11 protein-coding genes and 1 pseudogene are annotated in these 13,582 nt (G+C 69.3%); 6 read left to right on the top strand and 6 right to left on the bottom strand.

Translation table 11 applies throughout. From position 1 onward, the window contains the following. Nucleotides 1-35: 35 nt before the first annotated feature. Genes ACNYS0_RS06165 through ACNYS0_RS06175 form a run of 3 tightly spaced genes read right to left on the bottom strand, consistent with a single transcriptional unit; the run spans nucleotide 36 to nucleotide 5,083 of the window. On the bottom strand, nucleotides 36-1,550 hold the full coding sequence (locus tag ACNYS0_RS06165; RefSeq protein WP_422471644.1) for an amino acid permease: 1,515 nt from the start codon (nucleotides 1,548-1,550) through the stop codon (nucleotides 36-38). Between the two features lie 51 nt (nucleotides 1,551-1,601). Next, nucleotides 1,602-2,051, bottom strand: a complete 450-nt coding sequence (locus tag ACNYS0_RS06170; RefSeq protein ID WP_422471645.1) for a NanQ anomerase/TabA/YiaL family protein — start codon at nucleotides 2,049-2,051, stop codon at nucleotides 1,602-1,604. Then, nucleotides 2,048-5,083, bottom strand: a complete 3,036-nt coding sequence (locus ACNYS0_RS06175; RefSeq protein WP_422471646.1) for a glycoside hydrolase family 2 TIM barrel-domain containing protein — start codon at nucleotides 5,081-5,083, stop codon at nucleotides 2,048-2,050. The genes ACNYS0_RS06170 and ACNYS0_RS06175 overlap by 4 nt, the downstream gene beginning before the upstream one ends. 177 nt (nucleotides 5,084-5,260) lie before the next feature. Between ACNYS0_RS06175 and ACNYS0_RS06180 the strand changes: the two genes are divergently transcribed. The 5 genes and pseudogenes from ACNYS0_RS06180 to ACNYS0_RS06200 all read left to right on the top strand — a co-directional run bounded on the left by ACNYS0_RS06180 (nucleotide 5,261) and on the right by ACNYS0_RS06200 (nucleotide 9,532). Then, nucleotides 5,261-6,286, top strand: coding sequence for a LacI family DNA-binding transcriptional regulator (locus tag ACNYS0_RS06180; protein ID WP_422471647.1), 1,026 nt, complete (start codon nucleotides 5,261-5,263; stop codon nucleotides 6,284-6,286). A gap of 191 nt (nucleotides 6,287-6,477) precedes the next feature. Further along, nucleotides 6,478-7,647 (top strand): UDP-N-acetylglucosamine--N-acetylmuramyl-(pentapeptide) pyrophosphoryl-undecaprenol N-acetylglucosamine transferase, encoded by a 1,170-nt coding sequence (locus ACNYS0_RS06185; RefSeq protein WP_422471648.1) that lies wholly within the window; start codon nucleotides 6,478-6,480, stop codon nucleotides 7,645-7,647. 71 nt (nucleotides 7,648-7,718) lie between these two features. Further along, nucleotides 7,719-7,978: pseudogene (locus ACNYS0_RS06190) on the top strand (IS5/IS1182 family transposase); the annotation flags it as partial. A gap of 97 nt (nucleotides 7,979-8,075) precedes the next feature. Beyond that, a complete protein-coding gene (locus ACNYS0_RS06195; RefSeq protein ID WP_422471649.1) occupies nucleotides 8,076-8,570 on the top strand; it encodes a PHP domain-containing protein in 495 nt (164 codons plus the stop codon). A 30-nt stretch (nucleotides 8,571-8,600) separates the two neighbouring features. Next, nucleotides 8,601-9,532, top strand: a protein-coding gene (locus ACNYS0_RS06200) for an IS5 family transposase (RefSeq protein WP_422471650.1) whose coding sequence is annotated in 2 segments (ribosomal slippage) — nucleotides 8,601-8,933 and nucleotides 8,936-9,532 — 930 coding nt in all. Because the reading frame shifts where the segments join, the coding sequence is not laid out codon by codon here. A 24-nt stretch (nucleotides 9,533-9,556) separates the two neighbouring features. Here ACNYS0_RS06200 and ACNYS0_RS06205 read toward each other — a convergent pair. Genes ACNYS0_RS06205 through ACNYS0_RS06215 form a run of 3 tightly spaced genes read right to left on the bottom strand, consistent with a single transcriptional unit; the run spans nucleotide 9,557 to nucleotide 12,887 of the window. Then, nucleotides 9,557-10,639, bottom strand: coding sequence for an alkene reductase (locus tag ACNYS0_RS06205; protein ID WP_422471651.1), 1,083 nt, complete (start codon nucleotides 10,637-10,639; stop codon nucleotides 9,557-9,559). A 53-nt stretch (nucleotides 10,640-10,692) separates the two neighbouring features. Continuing rightward, complete coding sequence (locus ACNYS0_RS06210; RefSeq protein ID WP_422471652.1) at nucleotides 10,693-11,343, bottom strand: class I SAM-dependent methyltransferase; 651 nt, start codon at nucleotides 11,341-11,343, stop codon at nucleotides 10,693-10,695. A gap of 41 nt (nucleotides 11,344-11,384) precedes the next feature. Continuing rightward, nucleotides 11,385-12,887 carry an MFS transporter gene (locus ACNYS0_RS06215; RefSeq protein ID WP_422471653.1) on the bottom strand — a complete coding sequence of 501 codons (1,503 nt, stop codon included), beginning with the start codon at nucleotides 12,885-12,887 and terminating at the stop codon, nucleotides 11,385-11,387. Nucleotides 12,888-13,011: 124 nt separating this feature from the next. Here ACNYS0_RS06215 and ACNYS0_RS06220 point away from each other — a divergent pair, with 124 nt between their 5' ends. Next, nucleotides 13,012-13,581 carry a helix-turn-helix domain-containing protein gene (locus ACNYS0_RS06220; RefSeq protein WP_037762577.1) on the top strand — a complete coding sequence of 190 codons (570 nt, stop codon included), beginning with the start codon at nucleotides 13,012-13,014 and terminating at the stop codon, nucleotides 13,579-13,581. The last annotated feature ends 1 nt before the right edge of the window (nucleotide 13,582 follow it).

A 13,582-nucleotide genomic window follows, 5' to 3' on the forward strand; every position in this document is an offset into this window, starting at 1 on the left:
TACGTCGGCGGCGCGGTCCGGACCCCGTCACCGGCCTACGCCGATGTCGCCACACCCTCCGGCTCCCTCTCGCGCAACGACTGCGCGTTCTCCTCGGACCGGACCGGGGCCGACGGCGCCAGCTCGGCAGCGGCCTCCTCCGGGGACGTCTCCCGCAGGCGGCGCAGGTAGCGCTCGTACCACAGGAGCGAGGCGCCGAGGAAGACGACGAGACCGCCGACGTTGTACGCCAACGTCAGCCACAGAGCCTGCCCCTCGGGGAACGTGGAGGCCACGAAGGCGACCGCGAACACCACGAGGAGGAAGACCGACATGCCGAGGCCCACCGCCCGGGAGCCGAACCGGAACTCGCGCACCGCGCCCTCGAAGCGGGCCCGCAGCATCAGGTAGGCGACCAGGATGAGGGCCGGCGGGAGCAGCGCCGTGGCGGCCGTCATGTTGGTGACGATCTTCAGCAGGTCGTCGATCGAGCTGCCCGCGCCGAGCGTCGGGATGAACAGCAGCGGCACGACGATCGCGAACTGGATCCAGGAGCCGACGACGGGCACGCCCTGGTCGTTGAGCGCCACGACGCGCTTGCCGAAGACCTCGTCGGGGATCTCCGAGAAGAAGATCTTCACCGGCGCGGAGGTCCAGATCAGCAGGCCGCCCAGGGTGGCGACGAGCATGATGAGACCGACGCCGCGCACCACCAGGTCGCCCGACAGGCCGAAATGTCCGGCCGCCGACTGCATGGTCACGAAGATGCCGTTGCTGTACGAGACGCTGCTCTTCTTCACGAAGACACCCATCAGCCACGTGCCGACGGAGTAGAGCAGGCCGATCGCGATGCCCGACACGACGATCGTGCGCACGAAGGCGCGAACACCGCCCTTGAGGTCGTTCAGGTACACACCGATCGACTCGGCGCCGCCGACGCCCTGGATGATCCACGCCAGCGTGCCGAGGAACGCCCACGCCGTGATGCCGGAGTCCGGGTCGAGGCGCATCCCGCCGGGCGACATGTCATTGGCCGGGGCGATGCCGCCGAGCAGCGCACCCACCCCCGCGACGACGAACAGCAGCGCCATGACCATCATCAGCGTGGACCCGAACGAGGTGACACTGCCGATCCAGCGGGCACCCTTCGTCGACACGTAGGTGGCGATGAAGAAGATCACCACGGACAGCACGGCGATGAGCCACGGCTGGATGGCCCACTCGTGGCCCAGGATCATGTAGCCCGCGTACACGAGCACGATCGGCAGCAGCGAGATGAAGTAGAAGAGGTTCACGAACCAGTAGCAGAACGCCGTGAAGAACGCCCAGCGGCCGCCGAGCGAGGACTTCACCCACTGGTACACCCCGGACTCCGAGCGGCGGTTGAGACTCACCATTTCGGCGATGACGAGGGTGAAGGGCACGAAGTAGAGGATCGTGGCGAGCAGGAAGATCGGGGCGGCGAGCGTCCCGATGGCGACGTAGTTGTTGACCACGTTGCGGAAGTTGAAGACGGCCGCGATGACCATGCTGAACAGGATCACCGCACCGATCGACCGGCGATTCGTCATTGAATGCTCCGTCTGATGTCGAGCTGATGTCGAGGAGTGGGGCAGGTGCGGCTACTTGTTGTGGAAGGTGGCGCCCTCCACGGTCACGTGGGCGACGACCGCCGTCGTCGCGGGTGTGGGCAGGACGCGGACGGCGTCGTCGGGTGCTGCCACGAGGACGGCACCGCGCGGAATGGTGTGTCGCTCCCCCGTGCCGCGCAGGTGCTGACGGTCACTCAAGTCGCTGTATGGAGCCGCTGCTTCGAGCGTGGTCACGGGGGCCGACTCGATCTCGGCGTCCCCGTCTACGGGTGACAGGACGTACAGGTACCGGCGGCGGGCGACGAAGGTGTCCGTGGCGAGCGCGTCGGTGCGCTCGCGCATCGTCGTGAGCGAGTCGCCGACCGAGTACATGACGCCGGGGGGCCGTCCCTCGGTGCGCAGCGCCTGGAGCGTCCGCTCCCACTTGGTGACACCGCCGAGGACCTCTTCGAGGTGGGCGTGGTCGCGGAAGATCCTCAACGTGCGGTCCCTTCGTCGTGGTGGGGCGCCGCGGCGGACACGGAGCGCAGGTCGAGCTCGAAGCGGAACGGCTCGAAGCGGACCCGGTGGGTGTCGAGGACCTCACTGCCCCACGAGTTGGAACCGAGGCCGAGCACGCGGTGGTTGACGTTCACGGTCACGCGGCCCTCCGGCACGAGGTCCGTGCGGTGCCGCGCGGCGTCGATCGCGGCCGCGGAATGCGGCCACGCCGAGAACGCGAAGGGACCCGAGGCCGCCGCGCGCACGGCGAGGCCGTCGCCATGCGGGTCGGTGAGGGCCGCCCAGCGCACCTCGCCGCGGTTGGCGCAGTCCTGGGGCACGACGTACGGGGTGAACATGTCGTCGACGGTGGTGCGCCAGCGGCCGAGGGTGGCGGCCGCGCGGGAGTCCGGATAGTTCTCGCCGGGCCCGAGGCCGTACCAGTCGACGGAGCGCAGCTCGCGCGGGACCGCGAAGGACAGGCCGATGCGGGGGACGATGTCGCGGTAGTCGCCGACGGGTTCGCCCGCGACGGCGAGATGTACGCCGTCGGCGGCGAGGGTCCAGGTCAGCGTGGTGCGCATGGCGATGTCGAGGGTGGGCGGCGCGATCCGCTGGGACACCTCCACGACGATGGCGCCGTCCTGCTCGCGCCACGAGACATCACGCGTCGAGGTCTGCATGTGCGGGAGGAACCGAGGCGCCCACAGCTCGTCGTTCTCCTGCTGGTGGTTGTCGACGAGGGGCTTCCAGAAGCCGACGCGGGGCGGTTCCTCGAGGAGTTCGCGCCCGTTGCTGCGCCACGACAGGTCGCCGCTGAGCAGGTCGACCGTGTACCGGTCGGCGCCCGGGGTGGTGACGGTGAGCGAAGTGGCGTCGGCCTCGGCGGCGACGGCCGCGCGCTTCACCGGCCCCGCGGTGCGGCGCGGACGGTCGGCGACGAGCGTCTGGTACCGGCCCAACTCCCGCAGGGGCTCCGCCCATTCGTACGCGGCCGTGGACAGGACGCGGGCGGTGACATGTGTCTCGCCGTGGGCCGCGACGTCCGGGTGCACGACCTCGCTCCATGCCTTGCCGGGAGGCACGGGCCCCGGGGTGAGCGTGCGGGAGCCGACGACGCGGCCGTCGTGCAGCGTTTCGAGGACGACCAGCACGTCGGACAGGTCGGTGAACCAGCGCCCGTTCGTCACGGTGCACACACCGTCCGCGCAGTCGACGCGCACGGGGCAGATGACGTGCTTGTACTCGACAAGTCCCGGGCTCGGCTCCTGCCACGGGAAGACCAGGCCGTCGATGCAGAAGCTGCCGTTGTGCGGGAAGTCCCCGTGGTCGCCGCCGTACGCGTGGTACTCGCGGCCGTCGTCCGTGTGCGCGAGGAGACCGTGGTCGCACCACTCCCACAGGAAGTGCCCCTGGATGCTGTCCCAGGTCTCGAAGACCCGCTGGTACTCGGCGAGTCCGCCGGGCCCGTTGCCCATGGCGTGTCCGTACTCGCACAGGATGCGCGGCTTGGGGTGCGGGTGCTCCCCCATGTCGTTCATCTGCGAGACACGCGAGTACATGGTGGAGATGACATCGACGACCTCGGCGTCCCGGTCCTCCTCGTAGTGCACCGGCCGTGTGGGGTCGAGTTCCTTGCAACGCCGGTACATGGCAGGGATGTTGCGCCCGTACCCGGACTCGTTGCCCAGGGACCACATGACGATGGAGGCGTGATTGCGCTGCGCGAGCACGTGCCGCTCGATCCGGTCGACGTACGCGGTCTGCCACGCCTCGTCGTCCGTGATCCGGGAGAGGTCGCCGATGTTGGCGAAGCCGTGGGTCTCCAGGTCCGTCTCGGCGAGGACGAACAGGCCGATGCGGTCGCACAGTTCGTAGAAGCGGGGGTCGTTCGGGTAGTGGGCGGTGCGCACGGCGTTGATGTTGTGCTGCTTCATCAGGTGCAGGTCGCGCTCGACGCGGGCCATGCCCACGGCGCGCCCGCGCCGGTCGTCGTGGTCGTGCCGGTTGACGCCGTGCATCTTGAACGGTGTGCCGTTGAGCAGGAGGCGTCCGTCGACGATGGTCACCTCCGCCAGGCCGAGGCGGTGCGGCACGTGCTCGACGGTCGCACCCTCGCCGCGCACGGTCAGGCGCATGTCGTACAGGTACGGGTCCTCGGGGTTCCAGAACCGTGCGCCCTCGACGACCAGCGTGGCGTCGATGCCCGGCGTGACGGCGCGCGAGGCGACGAGGTGCTCGCCGTCGTACACCTCCCAGGTGACATCCGGCTGCCCGACGGCGCTGGCGGTCAGGGTGAGCTCGGCGCGGTCGTCCGCGAGGCGGTGGGTGCGCACGAAGAAGTCGGCGAGGTGGGCGGCAGGCCGGCTCAGCAGATAGCAGTCGCGGAAGATCCCGGACGCCCACCACATGTCCTGGTCCTCGAGGTACGTGCCGTCCGAGTACTGGAGCACCTTGACGACGAGGTGGTTGGTGCCGGGGTGCGCCACGTCGGTGACATCGAACTCGGCGCTCAGACGCGAGCCCTTGGTCATGCCGACGTAGGCGCCGTCCCAGTAGATCTCGGCGTAGCTCTCGACGCCGTCGAAGCGGAGCACGGTGCGCTCGCCGTCCGGTGTCTCGGGGAGCACGACGGTGCGCTGGTACACGCCGGTCGGATCGTCGGCGGGCACCCGCGGCGGGTCGACCGGGAAGGGGAAGCCCTCGTCGGTGTACTGCAGTTGCCCGTACCCGTCGACCTGCCACAGGTGCGGTACGCGCACGGTGTCCCAGCCCGCGGACTCCTCGGCGAGCGCGGCGGCGGGGACGCGCGCGGGGTGGTCGAAGAGCCGGAACCGCCAGTCGCCGGTGAGGTCGACGAAGCCGCGCGAGCGGCGGCGGTCCATGGTGCGGGCGAGCCCGGCCGATTCGTAGCCGAAGAAGTACGCCCGCGCGGGCAGCCGATTGCGTCCGGTGAGGGCGGGGTTCTCCCAGTCCGCCGGGTCCCGGTCGGCTCGGACCCGGTCGGACGGGTCCGTGAGGTGGAGAGTCATGATGCGGAATGTAACCGGTTACATTCACGCGTCACAACAGCCGCCGAATGTGACCTGGATCTCACCTCGCGCGTCCGCCCGCGCCGCCCTGACAGCACGTCACCTGGGCGATACTGGGCACCGCACTTCTTTGTTCGTCCTGGTCACGGGCTCCCGGCCCGTGCGGAAAGGTCCCCGATGCCCCGAGGCAGGCCCGGCGCCCCGCGCTCCGTGACGATCGCCGATGTCGCCCGCGAGGCGGGGGTCTCGCGCGCGACGGCCTCCCGCGCGCTCAACGACTCGGACCTCGTCACGCCCGAGACGAAGCGCGCCGTGCAGGAGGCGGTGGAGCGCACCGGGTTCGTGATGAACGCGCGCGGCCGCGCCCTGGCCACCGGCCGCGCGGAGACCGTGGGCGTCCTGGTCACCGAACCGCTGGACGAGCTCTTCGACGACCCGACGTACGGCAGGGTGCTGCGCGGCGTCGCGGAGGGCCTGACGGGCAGCGGCTTCCTGCCGGTGATCATCCAGGCGTCCAGCGAGTCGGAGCGCGCGCTCGCGCTGCGCAGCTTCGGCCGCCGCTCGGTCGACGCGGTCGTCCACCTCACCCCGTACCGGGGCAGTGACCTGCTGGAATCCCTCGCGGGCACCGGGCTGCCCGTGGTCCTGTGCGGGCAGCTCGACGACTCGCCGTACGACGGAGTCTTCTCGACGGTCTACTCCGACGACGTGCGCGGGGCCCGCCTCGCCGCGCAGCGGGTGCTCGCCGACGGGCGCGAGCGGGTGGCCGTCGTCCTCGGCCCCGCGGACAACCCGGCGACCGTCGACCGCCGACGCGGCTACGCGGAGGTACTCGGGTCCCGCCTCGACGAGGCACTCGTCGTGCACACCGGCTGGGACACCGCGGCCGGCCTCGCCGCGACGACCCGCCTCCTGGAGGCACACCCCGACATCGACGCGATCCTGGCGGGCTCCGACCGCATCGCCGTCGGCTCGCTGACCGCCCTGCACGCCGCCGGGCGGCAGGTCCCCGGGGACGTCGCCGTGGTCGGATTCGACGGCCATGCCATCGCCGAGACCTCGCAGCCACCGCTGACCACGGTCGCGCAGCCACTCGTGGAGGAGGGACACGTCGCGGCGCGCCTCGCTCTCGACATGATCGGTGGGGCGGCGCCGCGCACCGAGGTGCTCGAGATGAGCCTGGTGTCTCGGATGTCGGCCTGAGTGGTCGTGCCGTCCGATCATGAGGTCAGCCCATGTGAAGACCCTTGAGAACACTGCTTGTTGGCCTGTGGCCGGGCGGCGGGACACCACGGCCCACGGGAAGGATCTGCGACTGTGGGAGGCTCATCCGTGGTCGGGTGCGGACCCGGCATGATTCCGAGCAAGGTTCAACAGCGACTGGAGCCACTCCTGTGAGCAGCGTCAACACCCCACTCCGCTTGATCGTGACGGGCGGCGGAACCGGCGGGCACACGTACCCGGCCCTGACTGCTGTGCGCACCCTTCAGGCTCGCCTGGCTGCCGCGGGCCGCGGCCTGGAAGTCCTCTGGGTGGGCAAGGAGGACAGCCTGGAGGCACGAGTGGCGGCCGGTGAGGGCATCGCGTTCACGTCGGTCGCCGTGGGCAAGATCCGCCGCTCGAAGAACCCGATCAAAATGGCGTCCCCGGCGAACGTCGCCGACATGGGCCGGGTGCCGCTCGGCGTGCTTCAGGCCCGCAAGGCGATCAACGCCTTCCGGCCGGACGTGGTGCTGGCGACCGGCGGATACGTGGCCGTGCCCGTGGGCGTCGCGGCGACCCGGCTGTGCCGCGTCCCGCTGGTCGTCCACGAGCAGACGGTCCGCCTCGGGTTGGCCAACAAGACGCTGGCCGGCGCCGCGAGCAGGGTCGCCGTGTCCTCGGACTCGACACTGCCGCTGCTGCCGGAAGCCGTCCGCGACCGGACCGTGGTGACCGGCAACCCGGTACGCCCCGAAGTCCTGTCCGGACAGCCGGACAAGGCCATCGACGTGCTGAACCTGACCGGCTTCGACCGCCGCCTGCCCACCGTCTACGTCACCGGCGGGGCGCAGGGCTCACAGCAGATCAACGAGCTGGTGAGGTCCGTGCTGCCCTGGCTGTTGGAGCGGGCCAACGTCATCCACCAGTGCGGCCCCGACCATGTGGAGGGCCTGCGCACGGCCGCGGGCGAGCTCCCCGCGCAGCTGGTCGCACGCCACCACGTGACTGCCTACGTCGGCTCCGAACTGCCGGATGTGCTCGCCCTGGCCGACGTCGTGCTCTCCCGCAGCGGCGCCGGAACGATCGCGGAGCTGACCGCGCTGGGCAAGGCCGCCGTCCTGGTACCACTGGCCACTTCGGCCGGGAACGAACAGGCCCACAACGCACGGCACTTGGAAGACGCCGGTGCCGCCGTCGCGCTGGTGGGCGACGTGACTCCGCAGCGGTTGCAGGAGGCGTTGGCCCCGCTGCTGGCCGATGAGGTGCGGCGCGACGAGATGGCCACGTGCGCTCGCGCGCACGGTCGTCCCGATGCCGCCGAGCGGCTGGTCGATGTCGTGCTGTCGGCAGTGGCTGGCTAGGGCCCTTCTGACGGATCAGGCTGGACCCCGGAGGCCCTGCCATTCGGCTCCCCGAGCGGGGTCTGGTGCGTGCAGATGCAAGGCTCATCGGCCAGATCACCGAGCGCGGTGCGAAGACCCCGATCCAGGCCGGTGGGCGCTGGGTAGTCGAGCGATCAAACTCCTTGATGAACAACTTCGGCAAGCTCCGTCGCTGCACCGAGCGACGCGGAGCCCCGGTCGAGTTCATCATCTCTCTGGCCAGCGCCACCATCACCTCCGCTGCCTGATCCGACGGACCCGGACGTCCTACCGTTGGGGCATCCACCCCCGAAGCGCCCGCATCCGGTGACCCAGCGGCTTCGCCAGCAGGAACTGCGCCATCGGCCGAGGCGTCCCCCCGAACGGCGGTGCTTCCCGGGCTCCACGTCCAACGAGAGAGTCGGCTCTTGCTCCCACCAGACAGCCACGTCCACAGCCAATGGTCATGGGATGCGCTGACCGGCTCGATGGAGCAGACCTGCGTGCGCGCGGTCGAGCTTGGCCTGCCGTCTCTGACGTTCACCGAGCACGCCGACTTCACCCCGTGGACGCTGCAGGCTGAAGACAGCGAGCACCTACCCACCCAGTGGCAACCACTGGTCGATGGCCTTGTGTTGACCCCTCCCGAACTCGAACTCAACGGCTACCTGCAGAGCATTCAGCGGTGCCGGAAGCGCTTCCCGACCCTGCACATCAGCTCCGGCATCGAACTCAGCGAGCCACACTGGCACGACGACCGCGCCTCGCGACTCCTGGCCCTGGGAGATTTCGACCGCGTTCTGGCCTCCGTGCACTCCATGGCGGTCGCTGACGGTTTGACCGAAGTCTCCGGGGCCTACGACCACCGATCGCCCGCCGAGGTCGTGCGCGAGTACCTAGGACTTGTCCGGCCGATCATGTGACTACTTCGCCGTCGTGTCGTTGATGTGGACATGGGGCGGGGTGACTTGACGGATGCCGAGTGGGAACGGGTGCGGCCGTTCCTGCCAGTCAGCAACCAGCGTTGCGGCAGGTGGCGGGATCATCGGCAGGTGATCGACGGGATCCTGCATCGGGTTCGGACCGGCGTTCAGTGGCGTGACCTGCCCGAACAGTTCGGCCCGTGGAAGACGGTCTACGAACGCCACCGCCTGTGGTCGGCCGACGGAACCTGGGAACGCCTGCTCCAGCAGGTCCAGGCCGAAGCCGACGCAGCCGGGAAGATCGACTGGGACATCTCGGTCGACTCCACCATCGTGCGGGCACATCAGCACGCCGCCGGTGCCCGCACCGAACCGCCGCCGGCTCCCGCCTCAAAAGGGGACGCGGCGGCAGAACACCAGAGCGAAACGCCGTGGCAGAGCCTCGTCGCCCGCCTGGTGGAGGTGGTGCAGGAGGTGAGGGCCTGGGCCGCTCGCGCGGCGGGTTCACCACGAAGCTCCATCTGAGCGCGGACGGCCGCTGCCGCCCGCTGTCCCTGATCGTCACACCGGGACAGTGGGCGGACTGCACGCAGTTCACGCCCGTGCTGGAGAAGATCCGCGTCCCGCGGACCGGGCCGGGCAGGCCGCGCAAGAAGCCTGACAGTCTCGCGGCGGACAAGGCTTACAGCAACGGCCCGTGCCGCGAGTATCTGCGGCGCCGGGGCATCCGGCACACGTTCCCGGAGAAGACCGACAGCCAGGCCGCCCGCCTATGCAAAGGGTCACGCGGCGGACGGCCACCCGGCTTCGACGAAGAGCGGTACAAGAAACGCAACACCGTCGAACGGGCGATCAACCGGCTCAAGCACGCCAGAGCCGTGGCCACCCGCTGCGACAAGCGCGGCTACGTCTTCCTGGGGACCGCGACCGCCGCAACCCTCGTCATCTGGCTCCGCACATGAACGGCCGGACAAGTCCTAGAGGGGTTACGCGGCGTCGTCGGAGAGCGTTGGGTAGTCCGTGTAGCCGCGGTGGTCGCCTCCGTAGAAGGTCGTTCCGTCGGGCTGGTTAAGGTCGGCTCCGGTCTGCCAGCGGTGGACGAGGTCAGGGTTGGCGATGAAGGCGCGGCCCACGGCGACGAGATCGGCCTTACCGCTGCTGATGAGGTTCTGGGCAGCAGTGACGTCGGTGACCGGGTCCCAGCCGTTGCTGACAATGTGGCTACCTGCGAAGCGGTGGGCGAGATCAGTGATCAGCTCGGAGGCGGGGTCACCGATGGTGTGGAGGTAGGCCAGGCCCATGTCGGAGAGGGCATCGACCAAGGTCCGGTAGGTGGCCGCTGTGGCCTCGGGGTCGCTCTCCAGTGCACCGTGAAGGTTAATCGCCGGGGAGATGCGAATGCCCACGCGTTCCCTTCCGATGGCGTCACTCACGGCCTGGGCGACCTCGATGACGAAACGGGCCCTGGCCTGGGGGGAGCCACCATAGGTGTCGGTGCGCTGGTTGGCGGAGGGGGCGAGGAACTGGTGCAGCAGGTATCCGTTGGCGCCGTGGAGTTCGATGCCGTCCATGCCTGCGTCGATTGCGTTGCGGGCGGCCTGCACGTATTCGTCGATGACACCGGGGATGTCTGCGAGGGTCAGGGCGCGGGGGGTGGGGTGCGGCTGGGGTCCGGTGGCGGTGAACATCTCGCCGGGGGCGGCGATGGCGCTGGGAGCGACGGTTTCGGCCTGGTGCTTGTTGTCCGGGTGGGAGATCCTTCCGGCGTGCATGAGCTGCGCGACGATCAGGCCCCCGGCCTGGTGCACGCCTTGAGCGACACTTCGCCAGGCTTCGATCTGTTCGGGAGTGTGCAGGCCGGGTGAGTTCATGTAGCCCTGTCCGACGGCGCTGGGCTGCACTCCCTCCGTGATGATCAGGCCGGCGGTCGCCCGCTGGGCGTAGTAGGTGGCCATGAGGTCGGTGGGGACGCCGTCCGGCGTGGCACGGTTGCGGGTCATGGGGGCCATGACGATGCGGTTGTTCAGCGTCCACTTGCCGACGGTGACGGGCTCGAAGAGGTCGTTCATGAAAGGTGGCTCCTGTGGGGATTCAGCATTCGTGACGGGGCACGAGGTGCGGGTTATGCGATGCGGCGCACGGCGACGACGGTGTCGGTGACCGTTGCGGTCTGTCCGTCGGGCCCGGTGGCGACGCGCTGGGGGGTGGCCAGGCGCAGGGGGATCCACTGCCCGGTGTCGAGGGCGAGGTCGTCGTAGATGTCCGCCGGGCTGGGGAAGTGGGTGTCGGGGTCGGTGTTCCATGCCCAGGGGCGTACCGAGCCGTGATCGACGATGAGGAGGATCCCGCCGGTGGCGAGCTGGTGGGCGGCGCGGCGCAGTATCTCGGCTCGCGGCAACGCGTAGGGCGTTTGCAGGTATTGGGCGGATACGAGGTCGAAGGCCCCGCTGGGGAACTCGGCTGCCAGATCGTGCTGTTGTGTCTCCACGCGTCCTTCGACGCCGTTGTCGGCGGCGAGTTGTGCGGTGCGGCGCAGCGCGGTGGGCGCGATGTCGACGGCGGTGACGTGCCAGCCGTGCGTGGCCAGCCACAGCGAGTCGCCGCCCTCGCCGCATCCCAGGTCCAGGGCGCGCCCTGGCGGCAGGTGTGCGGCGGTCTCGGCGAGCAGCGGATTGGCCGTGTTCTTCCAGACGCCGTCCTTGCCGCGGTAGAGGTGCTCCCAGAACCGGGCAGCGTCGCTGACGGCGTGGATCTCGCGTGTGAATTCGTCCATGGCGGCATGTCTCCTTCGAGTGACCTGGGTATGCGCGAGGGTCAGTGGACGGAGGGTGCGGCAGTCGCGGTGCCGGCGGCGCCCTTGGGGGACTTCACCAGGGTGATGAGAGCGACGAGTGCGGCTGCCAAGAGGACTCCGGCAACGATGAACGCAATGCGGTAGCCGTGCAGGAACGCTTCGAGCTGGAGGTTCTTGGCGGCTTCGCCGGGTGTGGTGGTGTGTGAGGCGAGGTAGCCGGTGACGGCCGAGATGTAGAGGGTGTTGAGAAGGGCGGGGCCCAGCGCTGCGCCGATCTGCTGGCTGGTGCTCAGGGCGGCGCTGGCGACGCCCGCATCGTGCGGATTGACGCCGGAGAGTGCGATGTTGGGGCCGGCGAGGAAGAAGAATCCGACGCCGACGCTGACCAGGATCTGGGTCGGCAGTACCTCACCGGTGTAGCCCGATGCGGCGTCCAGTCGGGTGAGCCAGAGCAGCCCTGCGGTGGCAAGCGTGGTGCCGACGGCCATGAGGAGCTTGGGGCCGTACCGGTTGACCAGAGGGGCGCCCAGGGTGGTGGTGGCAATGATGCCGATACTGAAGGGCAGGAACGCACAGCCCGCCTGTAGAGGCGTGTAGCCCAGATTGACCTGGAGGAAGTAGGTCATGAACAGGTTCATGCCGAACATGCCGGCGCCGATGAGGAGGTTGGCGAGGAATACGCCGGCGCGGGATCGGTCGAGGATCACCCGCAGCGGCAGCAGCGGGTGCGTACTGCGGTGCTCGACGACGACGAACGCGGTCAGCAGGACTACCGCAGTGCCGAGGAGCCCGAGCGTCGTCGGGTCCGTCCAGCCGCCGCCGTCTGCTGCCTGGGCAAATCCGTAGACCAGCGAGACGAGCCCGCCCGTCACCAGGACGGCTCCGGGGATGTCGTAGTGGCGGTCGCCCGCTGCGCGGCTTTCACGGACGTAGGGGCGGGCTGCGAGCACTGCGGCCAGAGCGATGGGGATGTTGATGTACATGCACCAGCGCCATCCTTCGTACTCGGTGAGGACGCCTCCCAGCAGCAGGCCCACCGCGCCGCCTCCGCCCTGGAAGGCACCGAAGATCCCGAATGCCTTGGCGCGCTCCTTCTGGTCGGTGAACGCGACAGTGATCAGGGAAAGCGCGGCGGGAGCGAGGACTGCGGCGAAAGCGCCCTGCAGGGCTCGTGCGGTGAACAGCGTGCCCGGGTTGGGGGCCAGGCCGCCGAGCAAGGAGGCGGCGGCGAAACCGAGCAGGCCAAGGAGCAGCGCCTTCTTACGGCCGATGAAGTCGGCGATCCGGCCGCCGAGCAGCAGTAGTCCGCCGAAGGCCAGCGCGTATGCGGTGATCATCCACTGGCGGTTCGTGTCACTCATGCCCAGGTCGCTCTGGGCCTGGGGAAGGGCGATGTTCACGACGGAGACATCGAGGACAACCATGAGGGTCGCGACGGATGCCACGATCAGTGTCATCCACCGGTGTGGGTCGGTCGCTGCAGGGTCGGTCGCCGCGGTGGCGCGGCGAGCGGGGCTGGTCATCGGAGAGTTCTCCCGAACAAGTGGAGGATGTGTGCGGGGCGGCCGTGTGTGCCTCGTCAGATGGAGAGTGACCCTCAGCCCGGCAGGCTTGCAAAACCTCATGCCGTTTCGGCAACGTGAAGCCATGAAGAACATCGAGCAGGTCCTCACCGGCATCGGTCCGCGCCTGCGGGCACTGCGCCAGCAGCGCGGACTCACCCTGGCCGCGCTCTCCAAGACGACGGACATCTCAGAGAGCACGCTGTCCCGCCTGGAAGGCGGGAGCCGCAAAGCCAACCTGGAACTGCTGCTCCCCCTCGCAGCCGCCTACCAGGTGCCCCTCGACGATCTGGTCGGAGCGCCGGAGACCGGCGACCCACGCGTTCACCTGCGCCCCGTTACACGAGGCGGCATGACCTACATTCCGCTCAGCCGTCGCGCCGGAAGCCTGCACGCCCACAAGCTCGTCATCGCTCCGTCTGCGGGCGAGCCAGAGCTCAACGTCCACGAAGGCTACGAATGGATCTACGTCCTGGACGGCCGGCTGCGGCTTCTGCTCGGTGAGCGATCAGTAACTCTGGCACCAGGCGAGGTAGCGGAGTTCGATACGCATGTGCCGCACTGGCTCGGGCCGGACGACGACCGGCCGGTCGAGCTGCTGATCATCTTCGGCAAGCAGGGCGAGCGGGCTCATCTCAAGGCTCACCCGGGCTAAC

This window comes from Streptomyces anthophorae (assembly GCF_049310305.1).
Lineage (GTDB): Bacteria > Actinomycetota > Actinomycetes > Streptomycetales > Streptomycetaceae > Streptomyces.

Bases quoted from the DNA above. Each gene is read 5' to 3' on its own strand.
- ACNYS0_RS06165 (WP_422471644.1), bottom strand. From the start codon at position 1,550: ATGACGAATCGCCGGTCGATCGGTGCGGTGATCCTGTTCAGCATGGTC.
- ACNYS0_RS06220 (WP_037762577.1), top strand. From the start codon at position 13,012: ATGAAGAACATCGAGCAGGTCCTCACCGGCATCGGTCCGCGCCTGCGG.
- ACNYS0_RS06205 (WP_422471651.1), bottom strand. From the start codon at position 10,639: ATGAACGACCTCTTCGAGCCCGTCACCGTCGGCAAGTGGACGCTGAAC.
- ACNYS0_RS06215 (WP_422471653.1), bottom strand. From the start codon at position 12,887: ATGACCAGCCCCGCTCGCCGCGCCACCGCGGCGACCGACCCTGCAGCG.
- ACNYS0_RS06175 (WP_422471646.1), bottom strand. From the start codon at position 5,083: ATGACTCTCCACCTCACGGACCCGTCCGACCGGGTCCGAGCCGACCGG.
- ACNYS0_RS06180 (WP_422471647.1), top strand. From the start codon at position 5,261: ATGCCCCGAGGCAGGCCCGGCGCCCCGCGCTCCGTGACGATCGCCGAT.
- ACNYS0_RS06210 (WP_422471652.1), bottom strand. From the start codon at position 11,343: ATGGACGAATTCACACGCGAGATCCACGCCGTCAGCGACGCTGCCCGG.